This window comes from Streptomyces sp. NPDC014734, assembly GCF_043083325.1.
Taxonomy (GTDB): domain Bacteria; phylum Actinomycetota; class Actinomycetes; order Streptomycetales; family Streptomycetaceae; genus Streptomyces.
This window is the reverse complement of record NZ_JBIBYN010000001.1, coordinates 879,382-895,613: the sequence shown is the minus strand read 5'-3', so window position 1 is coordinate 895,613 and position 16,232 is coordinate 879,382. Positions and strand designations below refer to the sequence as shown.

Genomic DNA, 16,232 nt, shown 5'->3' with positions numbered 1-16,232 from the left:
CGAGCAGTGATCACAGCACCAGCCTCCGGGCAGTCAATTACCGCCCCACACAGGGCAGTTCACGATGACGCCCGCAACAAGGGCGACGGAAGAGACGCTAGAGCCGCCACCCCGACACACATCCCCGCGACCACTGGGACGGGTGACAGATCCCCGTCCCGCCTCCACCCCACCCCCTCATGCGCTACAGAGCACGCCGCCAAGGAGGAGGTTCGAGGAACGCAGCACCGAGCGATCCAGGACCCCGCCACCACATATCCGGAAACCCACCACCAAGATCACACAACTGAAACGCCTACCGACCAGCGCAAAAGCACACCCTCGTCAACGGCGAAGAAACCCGAACACCTCAGTGACACCTTCCCCGAACCTCACAGCGTGTCGGCGCGGCGCTGCGGCAGTGGCTCTCGCCCGACAACTTCGAGGCGGAAGGCCGCCAGAAGCGGTCCCTGCCCGACGTCCGCGCTGCCGGCGCAGGACCGGGGCACTGACCAGCGTTTCCATCCACCCGACATCACCGAAGGACCGCATGAACACCGGCTTCGACGCCACGGCCTGGCGCTACGGACCGCTGGCAACCCTGTACTACGAACTCGACAAACCGGCAGGCACCTCGTTCGGGGACGTCGAGTTCTACGCCGAGCGCCTGCGGAACGTGTCCGGCCCCGTACTGGAACCAGCCGTGGGCACCGGCCGCATCCTGATCCCCCTCCTCGAACGGGGACTTGCCGTGCGCGGCTACGACACCTCGGCCGTCATGCTGGCACAGTGCCGCGCGAACTGCGCCTTGCGCGGACTGGAGGCCGATGTCTTCGAAGGCGACATGACCACGCACCGCGAGCCCGGCGCCTACGAGGCGATCGTGATCCCCACCGGTTCCCTCGCCCTGCTGCCCGACCACGACAGCGCACGGACCGCGCTGACCGCCATGCACGACAGCCTCGCTCCCGGAGGCCGGCTGATCGTCGACGTCGAACCGCCGAATCCGGACACGGCGCCCGACACGGGACCGGTGCCGCACCAGTGGAACGGCACCGAGCTGGTCACCCTCACCACCTGGCGCACGCACATGGACCCGGTGGCCCAGCGCACCACCCGCTGGCTGCGCTACGAAGCCTGGACGGACGGCGCCCTGACGCGCACCGAACTCCAGATCTTCTCCCTGCTGTGGTTCGGGCTCGCCGAGTTCACCGCCATGCTGCACCGGGCGGGCTTCACCGACGTCACCGTCCACGGCGGCTACCGGGCAGACACCGCGCCGACCGCCGCAGACGACGTGTGGACCTTCGAGGCCACCCGCACGTAGCACGCCCGCCCCCACCGGAAAAACCGCACGGGCGAACGGCGCTCGACACGGCACCAGCAGCGCGTGCCGCGTCCCGCCGCCCGTGCACGAACACAGAAGGAACACCACATGACATCGAACACTCCGACCATCCGCCCCCTCGCCGCGGCGGACGAAGCCCGCTGGCGCGAACTGTTCCGCCAGTACCGCGAGTTCTACAAGCTGGAGGAGTCCGAGGAAGTCGTCTCCCGCGCCTGGGCCTGGCTGACGGACCCCGGGCACGCATGCGACGCCCTCGTCGCGGAGGTCGACGGAGCCGTCCTCGGGTTCGCGCACCACCGCCCCGTCCCCTCCCCGTACACCGGGACGACGGGCATCTTCCTCGACGACCTGTTCACCGACCCGGCAGTCCGCGGACGGGGCGTCGGACGGGCACTGATCCAGGGGCTGCGAGCACGCGCCGCCGCCGAGGGGCGGTCCTTCGTGCAATGGGTCACCGCAGAGGACAACCACCAGGCCCAGGCCCTCTACAACACCGTCGCCGTGCGCACGACCTGGGTCACGTACGAGAGCAGCGTCCAACTGGTCATGTGACTGTCGCCGGGCTTCGGTCGTCGGTCCGGGCATGGGGCAGGAAGAACGCGGCGTTCCGTCAGAACACGATCAAGCGCCGCCCGGCCTGCGGATCCCCGGTGCGGCTTGCCGCCGGGAAGGCCCCGATCTCCATTCCGTCCCATGAGCATTTCGAAGCCGCCGCGGGCGTGGAGGCGGAGGCGGGCCACGTCGCGGGCGCTGGTGCGGGCGGCCCCGGTCTTCTTCCGGTTGCGGATGATGCCCGGGTGGCTTGCGCGTTGTTCGAGGCGGCTGTCGGTGAGCCGTGCGAAGGTGTCGGGGTCGGAGCCGTCGAATGCCTCGCGGAAGGCGGGGCGTTCGACGAGGACGGTGCGCCGGCTCGGACCGGCCTGGAAGGCTTCCAGGGTGATGCGAGCCGGGCCTGCCCGTTGTAGAAGTCGATCAGCGCGGTGTCCGGGGTGTAGCCGTCCGCCGTCTGCTCGTCGTGGTCGGCCGGGCGCAGGGCGCCGCGGCCGAGGTGGACCATCCAGTCGGGGAACGGGGCGACCTGTTCGCCGTTTCCGTCGCCGGCGGTACGGGTGCGGCGGCAGGGCTGCCGGTGCCGGCCGACGCAGACGGTCTGGACGGACATGACGCCGCCGCGCGCGGCAGCCGGGTGTGGCGGATGGGGACCGGGCCGGTGGCCCGGGTGCGGCAGGCGGCGACCAGGTCACGCCGCTCGTCGAGGGTGAGCCGGCCCGGCACGTGCCCCGTGCCCGGCGCGACCTCCATGGCGGGACGGGGAATCAGCGCGCTCACGCGTCCCCTTCCGACGGCGGGTAAAAGGTGACCCAGACACCGCGTACGTGCCAGATGCCGCCGTCGGCGCTCGCGCCGCGCAGTCCGCTCAGGGTGCCGGAGCCGGCGAGCGCGGGCAGGCGGGAGGTGTGCAGCGAGGAGAACGCCACGGTGCGGGCGGGGTCGAAGTCGGTGGATGTGCGCAGGCGGCGTGCGAGCTGGGCGAAGCCGGGCACGGAGGCGGCGATCACCCAGGCGTCGGGGGTTTCGGCGGTCAGCCGCGTTGCCGGGCGCAGCCAGGAGGCGGCCGCTTCGGGCCAGTCGACGACCGTGAGCACGTGTCCGCCGCGGGCCGTCCAGGCGTTCCGGAACGCCTGGACGGTCGTGCGGGAGGCGTCGTCGCGGCTGTGCCCGATCGCGACCGTCTCGATCCGCGGCTTCGGTACGGTCAGCAGGCCGAGGAGCGCGGTGAGTTCGGCGGCGGTGTGCGGCTGGGGCGGGGGAAGGCCGTCGGCGTGGACGGCGAGGTCGGCGGGGCTGATGAGGGGCGAGCGGGAGTCTTCGTCCTGCTCGGTGAGGGGGTTCATCGGGTGGTGACTTTCCCGTCCGGCTTTCCAGCGGGCGTAGCCGGCGGGCAGGCACACGGCGCAGGGCCGGTAACCGGCGGCGACGGCGGCGTGCTCGTCGGCGAAGAACACCCGTTGGGTGACGTAGTGTCCGTCGGCGATGGCCCGCAGCGCGGAGGGGCAGTCCAGCCGCCCGTAGAGCCGGCCGCGGCGGTGTCCGCCGAGCGTGCCGGGTGTCGGGCTCCGGTAGGGCTGTCCGTCGGCGCCGCACAGGGTGTAGGTGCGTGCAGGCTCGCCGCCGTCGGCATGGGCGGGGATCATGCGGCGTCGTGGAAGACGAGACCGAGGGTGTGCCGACGGCCGGAGCGGATGGTGCTCACACCGTGCCGCATCGGCCCGTTCGACCAGCCGCGTCTGGTGGCCACCGGCCGGTCGCGGGTGGTGAAGACCAGGCCGTGGCCACGGGGCAGGGCGGTGGCCGAGCCGCGGGACTGTGCCCGGGGACGCTGTTCGGTCATCAGGAACTCCCCACCGGTGAAGTCGGTGCCGGGGGCGTCGAGGCCGATGACGACCTGCAGGGGGAAGAGCATGTCGCCGAACACGTCGCGGTGCAGGGCGTTCCAGTCGCCGGGCCCGTAGCGCAGGAGGATCTGCGCGGACTTGGCCTGCCCCGCCTCGTGGCACTTCTCCAGCCATTCGGTCAGGGTGTCGGGCCAGGGGTCGGGCTTGCCCAGCTTGGCGGCCCAGTCCCGTGCGACGGGCAGCAGGCGTGGGTAGAACGCCTCGCGCAGATCCCGCACGAGGTCGGGCAGGTCGTGGGTGAAGTAGCGGTACTGGCCGGAGCCGAATCGGTGGCGGGCCATGTCCACGGTCGTGCGGAAGCGGTCCGGCTGGTCGTACAGGGCGGTGAGGGCGCGGCACTCGGCGGGGGTGATCAGCGGCCCGGTCAGGGCGTTGCCGTGCTCGTCGAGTTCGGCCGCCAGCGCGGCCCAGTCGGTCTGTGCGACCCGGCCTGCGACCGGGCCCGCGAGCCGGATGGTCTCGGTCATGACGGAGATTCCTTGGATCGGTGAGGGGAACGGAGCCGCCCGCCCCGTTCCCCGTACGGGATCGGCGGGGCCGGGGTGATGCCGGTCAGGCGGCCTGGCGGACGTTTTCCAGGTCCGGTAGCCGCTGCTTGTGCTCCAAGCCGCCGGCAAGCCGGCCAGCCTGCCTCCGGCGGAGATGACGCGGTGACAGGGGCGTACGACCAGCGCCGGGTTCGCGCCGATCGCCGTGCCCACGGCCCGCACCGCGGTGGTGGCGCCGATCTTGTCGGCGATGTCGCCGTAGGTGAGGGCGGTGCCGTACCGGATGGCCTCCGGGGCCGTCCACAGCCGCTGGTGACGTACTCGATGTCGAAGCGGGTCAGCCGTCCGTCGAAGCAGGAGCTCAGCTGGGCGACGATCTCGGCGAATGCCTCCGGCTTGCTGGTCCAGCCGTCCTGGACGCCCGCGCCGCCTCTCCGTCCGGCCACGGACGGCGAGGCCGGCGCGGTGCCGCCCTCTGCGGTGACCGATTCCTCGCCGACCAGCAGCGATTCACCCGGCGGGCTGTCCGTCGCCGTGCAGACCGTCATCGGTCAATATCCTTTCGTACAGTTCTGAAATACTGGCATCACCATCGACTTTGCGGCTGATGAGCCACATTGTCTGGCGGGATTCGGACGCCGCTCTGTAGGGTTGCAGCAAGCCGGTGCCTTTCCCGGGACCGTGAACGGGCCGTGCTGCGAACGGAGTGCAGACGAGGGCGGGAAGGCCATTCGGGTGATCAACCACCATGGCGGCTCGGGCCGTGAACTCGTACTCGTGGGTGAACTGAGCCCAGCGGACGTCGTGCTTCTTCACCGCGAGGCGCTTCGCGTTCTGCGCGACGGCGTCGACGCTGCCAACCTCGACGCCTACAGCGACGACGACTGGCCACCCGCGGTGCTGCGTTCGCACGAACACGCGCTGTCCCTGGCCGCGGAAGCGGTGGCCGATGGCACTCGCTCCCGACGTGCCGACCCCGGGATGGGCATCGACATCGACGTCCGTGACGACGCGCAGTTCGAGCTGCTGTTGGACCTGGTTCCCCACACGATCAATGCCGAAGGCTGGCGGGGGGACCAGTTGGTCTTCAGCGCCAGTGACTCGGGAACCTCACTGTGGATGACCGTCACCCAGGAACAGGAGGCAGAACTCCTGTCCCGCCTGGAAGCGCAGGGGATCCCGCCCACCGCACTTGCCGTCCAGCCGTCCGGCCGCTGAGACGCATCCACGGTACGGGCCCGCGAAGCCACAGGATCAGAGCAGCAAGCCTGAGTCCTACACGGTATCGTGCCGCGAGCCCGTCAAAACGGGTGGCGATCGCGCGGAACTGCTTGAGGCGCTTGAAGCAGCGTTCGACCACGTTGCGGGCCGTGTGGAGCTCGCGGTCGAGGACCGGTGGCCTGCCGCCCGCCTGAGGGAACGCGCGGCGGGACAGCGCCCGCATCGCGGCGGTTTGCCGCGTTGGGCCCGCGTCCCGATCCGCCTGCTCGGCCCTGTCGCTCCGTGCCCGGGATGTTCCGGCGTCACGTGGGTGGCTACGAAACGGCCCTCTGGCGTGGCGGGCTCGATCATGGCGCGCATGCCCACTTCGGCCACGGCCGGGACGAGCGCGTGCGGCATCGCACCCGTAAAGCGCGCCGGACGGCGAGGTCCAGGGGATTCCGCTCGTCCGGTATCCCCACGACGCGTAGGGGCCGGTCCGGAGCGTCACGGCACGACAAGTCCGCCCCGGTACGCGGCGATCACCAGCTGAGCCCGGTCGCGTGCCTGCAGCTTGGCCAGCAGATTGCCGATGTGGGTCTTCACGGTCTTCACGGACAGCACGAGGTCCTGGGCGATCTCGTCGTTGGAGCGCCCCTGGGCGATGAGCAGCAGGATGTCAGTCTCGCGTGGCGTCAGGTGCCCGAGTCCTGCGGTGCACGGAGATCCCGGCGTGGGCCGATCGAGATAGTGCTCGACCAGGCGCGTCAGAATGCTCGGCGCGAACAGCGAGTCGCCGGCGTGCGTGCGGCGCACCGCGTCGAGGAGTGCGGCCGGCCGCGCGTCCTTGAGGAGGAAGCCGCTGGCTCCTGCCCGCAGGGCCGAGTAGACGTACTCGTCGAGCTCGAACATGGACAGCACGAGTACCCGCGTGCCCGCCAGACCCGGCTCGGCGGAGATGCGCCGGGTTGCCTCGATGCCGTCGCCGCCGGGCATGCGGATGTCCATCAGGACCACGTCGGGCCGTTCGGTCACCGTCTGCGCGAAGGCGTCCTCGCCGGTGGTCGCCTCGGCCACGACCGTCAGGTCCTCGCGGGAGTTGATCAGCAGCGCCAGGCTCTCCCGGAACAGGTGCTGGTCGTCGGCGACGAGTACGCGTACGGCACCGTTCATCGGGCCATCTCCTGCCGGAAGCGGGCCTCTACGCGGAAGCCGGGGCCACAGGGTGCGGCGGTCAGGGCGCCGCCGACGGCCTGTACCCGGTCGTGCAGCACGCTCAGTCCGTGCCCCGCGCCGGTGCCTGCCCGCCAACCCGGCACCGGCCCTTCGTCCTCGACCCTGACCAACAGGTCATCGCCGTCTGCTCGGACCGTGAGCGTCGTGATGGTGGGGCCGGCGTGCCGCAGCGCGTTGTGCAGTGCCTCACGGGCCACCGCGCAGGTGGCCAGCTGCACCCCGGCGGAGACCCGGGCGGGCCCGACGCAGTCGAGGTGCACCGTCAGACCGGTGCGTTCGGCCGCCGCGACGATGCCGGGCAGATCGGCGAAGCTCTCGGCGGGCCGCAGCGGAGCGGCATCGGCGGTGGCGGCGGGCTCGCGGAGCACGGTGAGCATACGGCGCAGCTCGGTGGTGGTCTGCCGGCTGACGTCCTCGATATCGCTGAGCGCAGTGGCCAGTTCCTCCCGCTCCTGGCCGGTCGCCTGGGCGGTGGCGGCCCGTACGGTGATCAACCCGATTCCGTGCGAGACCAGATCGTGCAGGTCACGGGCGATGCGCAGGCGTTCGGCCTGGGTCGCCCGCTCGGCCGCCCAGGTGGTCAGGCGCCGCTCGTACTCCGTGCGCTGGGCCCGGATACGGGCCATCGCCCAGAGCGAGACGGCGACCGCGACGCAAGGCACCGCGACCAGGGTGATCTGCGCCCCACGCGCCGACGAACCGACGGCGACCAGGCTCAGAAGCAGGACGACCACCACCGCCGTGGCGATGGCGCCGGTGCGGGATGTCCACCGTGGGCGCTCGTGGGATATCTCGGGGCGTTCGCGAGTCATGGGCGTTCGATCCTAGACGGTCGCCGACGAGCAGTCCTCGGACCCAGGTCCGAAAGACCTGGGCCGCAGGCGCAGCCGCGGATCTCGGTTCTGGGCCCGATCCGCCGTGCCTTCACCGCGTGATGACGTACGGCCATGATTATTTTCGATTCGGTGGTCAAACGCCGCGGGGAACGCCACGTCCTGACCGGCATCAGCTGGGAGGCCCGCCCCGGCCGCGTCACCGGATTCCTCGGAGCGAACGGCGCCGGCAAGTCCTCGGCCCTGCGCATCCTGCTCGGCCTGGACCGCGCCACTTCGGGCAGGGCCCTGATCGACGGTGTCCCCTACGCCCAGGTGCGCGACCCGATGCGCACAGTCGGCGCCGTACTCGACGGGTCGGGCGCCCACCGCTCCCGCACCGGCCGTGCCCACCTGCGCTGGCTGGCACACGCGGCGGGGATTCCCGTCGCCCGCGTCGCGGAGGTGATGGCGGACGTCGGGCTCGCCGAGGCCGCCGGGCAGCGCGTCGGCTCGTACTCCTTGGGCATGGGCCGCCGGCTCGGCGTGGCCGCGGCACTTCTCGGAGACCCGCCAGTCCTGATTCTGGACGAACCGGCCAACGGCCTGGATCCGCAGGGAATCCGCTGGATGCGCAACATGGTTCGGTTCCGGGCCGCCCAGGGCCACACCGTGCTCCTCTCCAGCCATCTCATGGCCGAACTGGAAGAGACCGCCGACGATATCGTGATCATCGACCGTGGCCGCATCATCGCCCAGGGCACGCTCACGGAGGTCACCGGTGCCCACCGCACCCTGGAGTCCGCCTTCTTCCACCTCACCCGGACGGAGAACGGACGGTGACCACACTGTTCAGGGCCCTGCGCGCGGAGGGGCACAAGCTGCTCACACTGCCGTCGGCACGGCTCGCTGTCGCGCTCGGTGTCCTGCTACCGGCCGGGATCGCCGCGCTCAACGCCCGTTCGCCGCACTGGTCCGGCGATGTGGACGCCGGATTCACCGAACTTGGCGTGGGCGGTGCGATCGGGGCCATCGTGCTCGGCGTCGTCGCCGTCAGCAGCGAATACACCACCGAGGGCGAGGAATCCGCGGCGACACGGCAGATCACCACCACCCTGACCGCCACACCGGCACGGCTCGTGGCCCTGACCGCGAAGCTGACCGCCGTCGGCCTGCTCGCACTCGCACTCGCGGCGACGGCCGGCGTGGCGACCTTCACCGCCGTACATCTCGTACGAGGCGAGCCGGCTGCGGCCGTCACGGCGGGACGGGTTCTCGGGGTGCAGTTCTACCTGTTGTGTACGGCCTGGCTGGCCCTGGCCGTCACCGTCCTGACCCGCAACGGCATCGTGCCGATGGCCATGTTGATCGCCAACGTGTCGGTGGTGTCGGTGACCTATCTGCTGTCCAAGGTCACGGACGCGGCGCACTACTTCCCTGACGTGGCCGGCCCGCACATGTTCCTGCGCGACGCGGCCACGGAAGCGCACTTCGCGCCGGTCACGGCAGGGCTCGTCACGCTGGCCTGGGTGACGGCGCTCCTCGCCCCGGCCGCCGTCGTGTTCTGCCGGAGGGACGCGTGAGGCTGCGACTGGCGTACCACGCCGAGCTGTCCAAGCTCCTGAGTCTGCCCGCCGTGTGGATCACCCTGGCAGCGCTCCTCGCCCTCTCGCCCGCACTCGGCGCGGTCGCCGGACCTCGATCCGCCCCGTACACCAGCATCGGCTTCCTCGTGCTCGGCGTCATCGCGGTCACCTCGGAATACGGCGGAGGACAGGCCCGGACCACCGCGATGGCCATGCCCCGACGCCTGCCGCACCGCATCGCGTCGACGGCCGCCCTGCTCACCCTGACACTCCCGGCCGCAGCCGGCTGCGCCTCCACCACACACCTGGCATCCGGACATTCGACCGCCGTGACCACGCTCCCCGCCACAACCGCGGGACTGGCCCTGGCCGCCCTCCTGGCCTCGGCGGCCGGCCTCCTGCTGCGCCACGCACACGGCACGATCGCTCTGCTCGTCGGGTACTTCACATTCGTCGGGCCCCTGCTGCGCGCGCGGTTCCCCGGTGTGGCGGATGTGCTGCCCGACGTCGCCCCGGTGTCGGCGCGGCCCTTGCCGGTCACGCTGGCGTGGACGCTGGCCGCCCTGGCCGTCGCGTTCGTGACATACCGGCACCGGGACATCTGACAGCACGAGCCACTGGGTGGCCCCGGCACGGCCGCCAGCTACAAGGCCCGCACGAGCCGCTACGCGCGAGAGGTCACCCTGCCGTCCTGGGCACCCCTGCCACACCGCGGTCGGCCCGGCTACCGCCGGGGCCTCGGCGGCTCGTCCGCCGGCGCACCGCCCTGTCGCGATGTCCGAGCGCGTCGACGGCGCTCACCTTCCACCCGTCCGGCGTGCGCAGCATGGTCATCCGTGTCGGCCCCATCCGGCCCGACCGTCCCGTCCGCCCCGTCCACCCCGTCCGCCCCGTCCGCCCCGGACAATTAGGCGTCGTCGTCCATCCGTGCCAGTCCCTTGGAGCTCAGCGCCCTCCTGAGAGGGGACGCCGAGGATCAGTCCGGGAAGGCGGAGGCTAAGGGCCCTACCATGCGACGCCGTTCGAGTAAGGCCGGCCCCGCTCGCAACCCCGCCCCCTGCATGGTGGGGCTATCCGGTGAGGACAAGGATGTGCAGGCGGGCGATACCGGGCATCGCGTGGTCCACTTCCCATACTCGGGATCGTCCCGCGCACGGACAACGTCCGTGTCGACTTCGGCGGCGGCCTGCGCCTGAACGTATGACCCCGCGCTGTGGGCGCGGTCGGCGGTCTACGCGAAACCGAAGAGGCGCCGGGCGTTGTCCCTGCCGATCTTGGTCCGGTCGTTCTCGGCGATGAGGGCGTTGTCGAACCACTCCGCCGCTTCGTCCATGTACTCGTAGGGGTAGTCAACGGAGAACATCACGCGGTCGGAGCCGACCTCGCTGATCGTGTCGAGCAGCCCCTTGGTGTGGAAGTGGCCGCTGGTGGTGATGTGGAAGTTCTCGCTGAAGTACTCGCCGACGGTTCGGCGGGCTGTGCCCTGGCCGGTGCCGTGGCGTTGCAGGTACAGCCGGTGCTCCAGCCGGGGAAGCAACAGCGGCAGCCCCTCGCCCAGGTGACCGAGGATGATCTGCAGGCCGGGGTGCTCGTCGAAGAGTCCGCTGAGCATGAGGCGGACGGCGTGCGTGGCGGTCTCGTGGGCGAAGCCCCACGCAGACCCGACCAGCGCGTCATACCCCTGGTACAGCAGCTGCTGGGTCGGCAGTGGTTCTCTCGGGTGCAGATAGACGGGAACGTCCAGGGAGGCGACCCGCTCCCAGAAGGGTCGTACCCGGTCCTCGTCGAGATACTGGCCTCTGTCACTGGTACCGACGTTCGTGTAGCCGTTGATCAGCGCGCCGACCATGCCCAGGTCGGTGACGGCGCGCTCCAGTTCGTCAGCTGCTGCCTGAGGGTCCTGCACGGGGACAGCGGCGAACGCCGAGAACCGGTCCGGAGCACGGGACACGTACGTCTCGGCGATGTAGTCGTTCTGCTCACGGGCTGCCTCGACGGCCTCGGCAGGGTCGAGAACGGACTGGATGCCGGGCGCGGTCAGCGACAGGATCGTGCGCTCGATGCCGTTCTTGTCCATGTCGCGCAGACGGTCGTCGACTTCCAGGAGCCGCTTCTCGATCCATGCCATCCACTCAGCACCGTTGCGGCTCGCTTCTCCGACTGAGTCCCAATGAGCATTGTTCGCGGGAGTGGACACATGCTCTTCCAGCGCGATCTTCCGTTCCATGGCTGCTCCTTCGAGGGGGTCCGGTCGTACGTCGTTACGTTCGGGAGACGGGGCGAGACGTACTCCGTGAGTCACCGGGGCCGGGCACTCCGCCCCTCCGAGCGGGTTGGGAATCGAGTCAGCCAGATGGGAGCGAGCGCCTTTCGCTGACGCTATACCTGCACATAAGGGATGAAACCGATCAACGCGGCCGCCGATCCTCGCCGTGCTGTCCTTACCTGCGTGGGCCCCTCTGCGCCTGGCGCCGAAACACACGCGCTCCCGAGAACCGTCGTTCTGATCAGACTGCGCTCGGGTGAACCTGCCGGAACCCACCCGCCCGCCACACCAGGCTCGCCAGGAGATGCCGGGTGACAGCCACCACCCCGAGTCCCCCGGACCCCTGGCACCACTACAGCCGCGCCCTCGCCGTCACCGGTCGAACCGTCCCTGACCGCTTCCCCTGGACACGGAGCCAAGACCACGGCCCCGGGCCGGAGACCCTCGGCGATATGACTGGCTGCATGGTGGGCGATCTCTGCGCCGGCCAAGCCCGGCACGCCGCTACGCGAATCGAGTCCGCCCAGGAGCGGTGGCGAGTGGTCACCGGGACGCACCTGGTGGCGTTGGTACGGGCCGGAGCGAGCTTCGAAAACGGCGTACTCGTCGAGCGCGCGAAGGCCGCCGGTTGGTCACGAGTCGCCCGAGCCACAATTCTTGACACACGAAAGATCGAGGCTAAGGGCTGTCCCCTAATCCGTGGTGGATCAGTGAGCGGCGTCGGATGCGGTGCATCGTAAGGCGGAGGGGCATCCGCGTACTGGATGTATGCGGATGTGCCGACAACGCCGCGAGGTTCCGTAGCTGTCGTCGCGCGCCCGCCAGAGATTGCGGGACAGCCCTTGGCGCCAGTCAGCGGGGATATCGGCCATCTGTACCAGCACGTCCCCGTTCTGCGGCTGGTGGCGTGGGGATTCCCACAGCGCGCCGTTCGCGACCCATTCGGCTCGATAGTTCCGAACCTTCATCAGGTCCGTGTCCTCAAGGCCGGACTCCATTCCGCAGCAGGGGCAGACGACGTACTGCGGCACTCCGTACTCCCACGTGGCCACGTCTTCGAAGTCGAATCCACAGATTCGGCAGACGTGCTCGGGATCCGCGTTCATGTTGTCCCCCGTAACCGCATTGCTCACCGCGAGGGGATCTGGCACCTTCCCGTCAAAGCTCGGGGAACGCGCGGCGGGACAGGTCCCGCATCGCGGCGGTCTGCCGTTCCATCGCTTCCGCGATGCCCGGGCCCACCCGTAGTCGGACGCGATAAACCTGGCGACGTCGGCGATCATCCCCGGGATACTGGTCGCCCATGGATGAGGTCAAAGTCGTCGTCGCCCATTCCGAGCGCGCGACTCTGCGCGTCGGCGACGTGTTCTTGAAGGTGGACGCCGATCAGGCGCGCATCGACGTCGAGGTCGAGGCAATGTCCCTCGCGCCGGTCCCGACCCCGGAGGTCCTGTGGCGCAAGCCGCCCGTGCTTGCGATCGCCGCGCTCCCGGGGACGACGCTTGGGCGCCTCGGCGGGCCGTCGACCGGTTCGCCGGCGGCGTGGGCCGCGGCGGGCGCCGCCATCCGGAAGCTGCACGAAGCGCCGCTCCCGCCCCGGCCCGGCCCGGCCCGGCGGGGCCGGGCGGAGCATCGTCGCGCTGGCGGCGGAACTCGACGACGAGTGCGCATTGCTCGTGACGAACAGTGTCCTGCCCGCTGACCTGGTCACCCGCAACCGCCAGGTCGCCGAGGCCGCGCTCCGGCCGTGGACTCCGGCGTTCACACACGGCGACCTGCAGATCGCGCACATCTTCGTCGACGGCGATGAGGTCACGGGCATCATCGACTGGTCCGAGGCGGGCCAGGGGGATGCCCTGTACGACCTCGCCACCTTCACTCTCGGACACGAGGAGCACGTCGACGACGTCATCGCCGGCTATGGCACCGACATCGACCTCGACGTGATCCACGCGTGGTGGTCGTTGCGAAGCCTGCTGGCAGTTCGCTGGCTGATGGAGCACGGCTTCGACCCGTTCGCGCCGGGCTGTGAGGTCGACGTGTTGAGATCCCGGATGTGAGGCTGCGCGGGCCAATCTGCCGGGATTTGTCTGTCAACCGCGGTAGCGATGGCTGCTGATGTGCGTGACTTTCGCCTGTGCTTCCAGCGCCTCCTCTGCCTGGGCAGCGCGGAGGGCAAGGAACTGAATCTGTGCGGCGGCAAGCTTGAGCTGAACTTTCAACTCTCGGTTGCGGCGGCGGAGCATTGCGTTCCTGGCGGTGAGCCGGTCGTGCTCGCTGCGGGTGCCGGGGGTCGGCTTCGTCGGTTCCGAGCGGCGGAGCCCGATCTCGCGTGCGATGTCGGGGTAGTTGCGGCGGAGGATCGTGTTTACTCATGCCGGCCTTCTGCGCGAGGGCGAGGACGCTTGGGCGACGGTTGTGCTGCTTGCAGACGGTGAACATCTCCTGGAGCTTCTTGCGGATCAGGACCTCGGGGACGGTGTTCATGCTGAGGCCTCCAACTGGCCGCTGTCCCGAAGGGACTCAGTGATCTCCTCTCGCCGTTTCCGCAGGCGGTCGGCCAGCAGAGGCGGGCGGGCGTCGAGCCGGCGCTCGATCCTGGTCGAGTTCACGGTGCCAGGCCGCTGTGTTGCCGGGTGCAGAATCGTGGATGCAGGTGATGTGAGTCGCCCGGATAGACCGCCGGATCATGCCGCTTCATGTGAGATGCAGCCATCCCCTATGGAAGATTCACTCGTGGCGGGTCAAGAGCACGGTTGCGGGCAAGTGCAAGCGCATGGCCCGTCTCATTGGCTCGCAACTCAGGGAGCGGATACCCGTCACGTCGTGTCCGGTAAGCCAATATCTGGTGGATTTCCGTGATTGTGAGGATTTCGGATGCCTCTGGATCGCCGAAGTTGAGCACGTCGATGAGTTGCTGGGTGAAGATCGGCATGCCGTCGCCGTCGACGAAGGACGCACTCCGCGCTCCAGCGGAGGCGAGCAGATAGGTGCTGGGGGCTTCTTGCATGCCCGTGTATGGCCCCATCACATCCAACGCACGGCCTGAGTAGCAGGCATCTAGCACAACCAGCGAACGCTTGGCCCTGCTGGAGGCCACCAGCTCCCTGATGTCGTCGTACCGGACTGTGGAGTAATCGACGCCGGGCTCAGTGCTGCGGGTGGCGAATTGAAGCTCACCTCGCTGCGACACGAGGCCATGACCTGCGAAGTAGAGCATTAGCACATCGCGAGCGTCATCCGCAGCCGCTTGGACGGCCCGCAGGATGTCCCGGGGGTCTTCCGGGTCGATCATCAGGCCCAGGTTGTCAACGGCAAAGGCCGGATCTGGCTGCGACGAAGTCAGAACGTCCGCCAGCGCTCGCGCTCCCTTGTGCACTCCCGGCAGACCGGGAAGGCCAGCGTCGTCGTAGGAGCCAGTTGCCACCAGAAGGGCCCGCGACTCCGCCAACTCCGGCATTTCGGTGTGACGCGGGGCGCGCGTTCCAGACGATGGCTGCGAACTGACAGTCCTGTCACCGATGGCCTTGCCCTCCACCGCAGTGAAGGACGGCTGGGCCTTGGATTCCGGGGATTCGGCGGGGCGGCTAGGCACCTCAGCTTCGGAGCCAGGGGCGCTCTGCCGCGGTGAGGTAGGTGGTGGAGGCTCTGGCGGCTGCAGAAGAGTGAACGTCACGGCCGCCGCCCACAGGGCGTCAAGCTCCGCGAAAAACCGCTCTTCGTCTTCGTCGCCGCCCCTCAAGCGCGGCCGTGACCCCTGCCTGCCCAGCCACTCGGCGAGATCGAACAAGGTGCTCCCGTCACGAGGGCATTTGCCCGAGGTCAGCATCTCGTGGATCTTGTGGTGACTGCATCCGACGGCCTCGCCCATCGCCCGGACGCCAGGAGTTCCGGCTCGGCCGTGCAGTTGGTGCATCCAGATCAGAAGATCGCGGACAGGACTGGGACGGAGGTCAGGGAACCGGAGATGTCCCACCCGCGTTCCTCCGTGTCCCCTCGTGTCATCTCATGTCATGTGGCTTCAGCCAGCTTAACGCGGTGTCATGGGTCGTCATATGGGTGCGACGAGGGCAAGAGGATGTCTCTCAACTCTCCAGGACATGAAGGGAGGTGAGAGACATGCCCGTTTCTGAAGAGATCGGCAAGACGGTCCGGATGGCCATTGCCAAGCGTCGCCGGACCGCCCGCCTGATCTGCATCCTGCTGGTGGTGGGCGCCATCGCAGGTGCGGTCCTCTTGATCGCCAACGGTGGTGGTGTCTCCGTGACGATCGGGTAGAGCATCCCGATGGACCTCTCTGCCCTACCCCAAGCGCTGGGCAGTGGTCACAGAGACCTGGAAGCGTTCGGCAGCTCAGCGAAGAGTCCAGCCGTCCTCGACTACGCAGCGGGCCAGGCGCAGGCGACCGGTCTCGATCAGGGGTGCATTACGGTGGGGCACGAGGGCCTTTCGGTCGGTGTAGACGTCACAATCCACACCGAACCCGGAAGGCCCCCACCCGTTCAAGATCCCTCAACCGAGACCTGACTCGCCTGTCCACAACCTCCCCGGACAGAACAACTAGCGCCATTCCACGGGGATGTGGGCCAACTGCTTGAGGATGTCCCAGCCCTGGGGCTTGAAGGCGGGGGAGTACCATGCGGCGCCTTTCCCCGCCCAGTAGCCGCGGTAGTCCCGGACTCCCATGAGGCTTGTGTCGGACACGTCCGACTCGTTTCCGCAGCACACACAGATGAGCGCGGTCGGCCATCCTCCTTCCCAGAAGAGGTCGCCGTCGTCGTATCCGCACACCCGGCAGACGGACTCTTTGTCCGGGCCTGGGGGCAGCGGGATGTCGGAGCTCATGTCTTTTCCTCGTTCC

15 protein-coding genes and 6 pseudogenes are annotated in these 16,232 nt (G+C 69.3%); 8 read left to right on the top strand and 13 right to left on the bottom strand.

All coding sequences use genetic code 11. From position 1 onward, the window contains the following. Positions 1-529: 529 nt before the first annotated feature. Together ACF1CT_RS03925 and ACF1CT_RS03920 are read left to right on the top strand one after the other, a co-directional pair. Positions 530-1,306 carry a class I SAM-dependent methyltransferase gene (locus ACF1CT_RS03925; protein WP_391782130.1) on the top strand — a complete coding sequence of 259 codons (777 nt, stop codon included), beginning with the start codon at positions 530-532 and terminating at the stop codon, positions 1,304-1,306. A gap of 108 nt (positions 1,307-1,414) precedes the next feature. Continuing rightward, on the top strand, positions 1,415-1,879 hold the full coding sequence (locus ACF1CT_RS03920; protein ID WP_391782129.1) for a GNAT family N-acetyltransferase: 465 nt from the start codon (positions 1,415-1,417) through the stop codon (positions 1,877-1,879). On the opposite strand, the pseudogene ACF1CT_RS03915 reads toward ACF1CT_RS03920, so the two are convergent. The 5 genes and pseudogenes from ACF1CT_RS03915 to ACF1CT_RS03895 form a co-directional block, all read right to left on the bottom strand. Beyond that, positions 1,813-2,034 (bottom strand): annotated as a pseudogene (locus ACF1CT_RS03915) (hypothetical protein); the annotation flags it as partial. The gene ACF1CT_RS03920 and the pseudogene ACF1CT_RS03915 overlap by 67 nt on opposite strands. A gap of 72 nt (positions 2,035-2,106) precedes the next feature. Continuing rightward, positions 2,107-2,571: pseudogene (locus tag ACF1CT_RS03910) on the bottom strand (DNA-3-methyladenine glycosylase I); the annotation flags it as partial. An 81-nt stretch (positions 2,572-2,652) separates the two neighbouring features. Next, positions 2,653-3,522 (bottom strand): hypothetical protein, encoded by an 870-nt coding sequence (locus ACF1CT_RS03905; RefSeq protein ID WP_391782128.1) that lies wholly within the window; start codon positions 3,520-3,522, stop codon positions 2,653-2,655. Beyond that, entirely contained in the window at positions 3,519-4,250 is a 732-nt protein-coding gene (locus tag ACF1CT_RS03900; protein ID WP_391782127.1) for a 2OG-Fe(II) oxygenase, read from the bottom strand. Before ACF1CT_RS03900 ends, ACF1CT_RS03905 begins: the two co-directional genes overlap by 4 nt. A gap of 85 nt (positions 4,251-4,335) precedes the next feature. Continuing rightward, a pseudogene (locus ACF1CT_RS03895) lies at positions 4,336-4,819 on the bottom strand (methylated-DNA--[protein]-cysteine S-methyltransferase). Between the two features lie 187 nt (positions 4,820-5,006). Here ACF1CT_RS03895 and ACF1CT_RS03890 point away from each other — a divergent pair. Then, the gene (locus tag ACF1CT_RS03890; RefSeq protein ID WP_391782126.1) at positions 5,007-5,489 is read left to right on the top strand and encodes a hypothetical protein; all 483 of its coding nucleotides are present in this window, start codon (positions 5,007-5,009) and stop codon (positions 5,487-5,489) included. A gap of 16 nt (positions 5,490-5,505) precedes the next feature. On the opposite strand, the pseudogene ACF1CT_RS03885 reads toward ACF1CT_RS03890, so the two are convergent. From ACF1CT_RS03885 to ACF1CT_RS03875, 3 genes and pseudogenes are all read right to left on the bottom strand, one after another. After that, positions 5,506-5,688 (bottom strand): annotated as a pseudogene (locus ACF1CT_RS03885) (IS5/IS1182 family transposase); the annotation flags it as partial. Positions 5,689-5,978: 290 nt separating this feature from the next. After that, a complete protein-coding gene (locus ACF1CT_RS03880; protein WP_391782125.1) occupies positions 5,979-6,644 on the bottom strand; it encodes a response regulator in 666 nt (221 codons plus the stop codon). Continuing rightward, positions 6,641-7,519, bottom strand: coding sequence for a sensor histidine kinase (locus ACF1CT_RS03875; protein ID WP_391782124.1), 879 nt, complete (start codon positions 7,517-7,519; stop codon positions 6,641-6,643). Before ACF1CT_RS03875 ends, ACF1CT_RS03880 begins: the two co-directional genes overlap by 4 nt. A gap of 135 nt (positions 7,520-7,654) precedes the next feature. On the opposite strand from ACF1CT_RS03875, the gene ACF1CT_RS03870 reads away from it, so the two are divergent. Genes ACF1CT_RS03870 through ACF1CT_RS03860 form a run of 3 tightly spaced genes read left to right on the top strand, consistent with a single transcriptional unit; the run spans position 7,655 to position 9,710 of the window. Beyond that, a complete protein-coding gene (locus ACF1CT_RS03870) occupies positions 7,655-8,362 on the top strand; it encodes an ABC transporter ATP-binding protein (RefSeq protein ID WP_391782123.1) in 708 nt (235 codons plus the stop codon). After that, on the top strand, positions 8,359-9,102 hold the full coding sequence (locus ACF1CT_RS03865) for a hypothetical protein (RefSeq protein WP_391782122.1): 744 nt from the start codon (positions 8,359-8,361) through the stop codon (positions 9,100-9,102). Before ACF1CT_RS03870 ends, ACF1CT_RS03865 begins: the two co-directional genes overlap by 4 nt. Continuing rightward, entirely contained in the window at positions 9,099-9,710 is a 612-nt protein-coding gene (locus ACF1CT_RS03860; RefSeq protein ID WP_391782121.1) for a hypothetical protein, read from the top strand. Before ACF1CT_RS03865 ends, ACF1CT_RS03860 begins: the two co-directional genes overlap by 4 nt. 626 nt (positions 9,711-10,336) lie before the next feature. On the opposite strand, the gene ACF1CT_RS03855 is transcribed toward ACF1CT_RS03860, so the two are convergent. Then, on the bottom strand, positions 10,337-11,233 hold the full coding sequence (locus tag ACF1CT_RS03855) for an amidohydrolase family protein (RefSeq protein ID WP_391782120.1): 897 nt from the start codon (positions 11,231-11,233) through the stop codon (positions 10,337-10,339). A 1,441-nt stretch (positions 11,234-12,674) separates the two neighbouring features. On the opposite strand from ACF1CT_RS03855, the pseudogene ACF1CT_RS03850 reads away from it, so the two are divergent. Beyond that, positions 12,675-13,431: pseudogene (locus ACF1CT_RS03850) on the top strand (phosphotransferase family protein). Between the two features lie 33 nt (positions 13,432-13,464). Here the strand turns inward: ACF1CT_RS03850 and ACF1CT_RS03845 are convergent. Together ACF1CT_RS03845 and ACF1CT_RS03840 are read right to left on the bottom strand one after the other, a co-directional pair. After that, entirely contained in the window at positions 13,465-13,617 is a 153-nt protein-coding gene (locus ACF1CT_RS03845) for a hypothetical protein (RefSeq protein WP_391782119.1), read from the bottom strand. A 473-nt stretch (positions 13,618-14,090) separates the two neighbouring features. Continuing rightward, on the bottom strand, positions 14,091-15,242 hold the full coding sequence (locus tag ACF1CT_RS03840) for a caspase domain-containing protein (protein WP_391782118.1): 1,152 nt from the start codon (positions 15,240-15,242) through the stop codon (positions 14,091-14,093). Between the two features lie 248 nt (positions 15,243-15,490). Between ACF1CT_RS03840 and ACF1CT_RS03835 the strand changes: the two genes are divergently transcribed. After that, entirely contained in the window at positions 15,491-15,649 is a 159-nt protein-coding gene (locus ACF1CT_RS03835) for a hypothetical protein (RefSeq protein ID WP_391782183.1), read from the top strand. Here ACF1CT_RS03835 and ACF1CT_RS03830 read toward each other — a convergent pair. Together ACF1CT_RS03830 and ACF1CT_RS03825 are read right to left on the bottom strand one after the other, a co-directional pair. Next, positions 15,627-15,811, bottom strand: a pseudogene (locus ACF1CT_RS03830) (IS481 family transposase); the annotation flags it as partial. The gene ACF1CT_RS03835 and the pseudogene ACF1CT_RS03830 overlap by 23 nt on opposite strands. Positions 15,812-15,931: 120 nt before the next feature. After that, positions 15,932-16,216 (bottom strand): hypothetical protein, encoded by a 285-nt coding sequence (locus ACF1CT_RS03825; RefSeq protein ID WP_391782117.1) that lies wholly within the window; start codon positions 16,214-16,216, stop codon positions 15,932-15,934. Between the last annotated feature and the right edge of the window lie 16 nt (positions 16,217-16,232).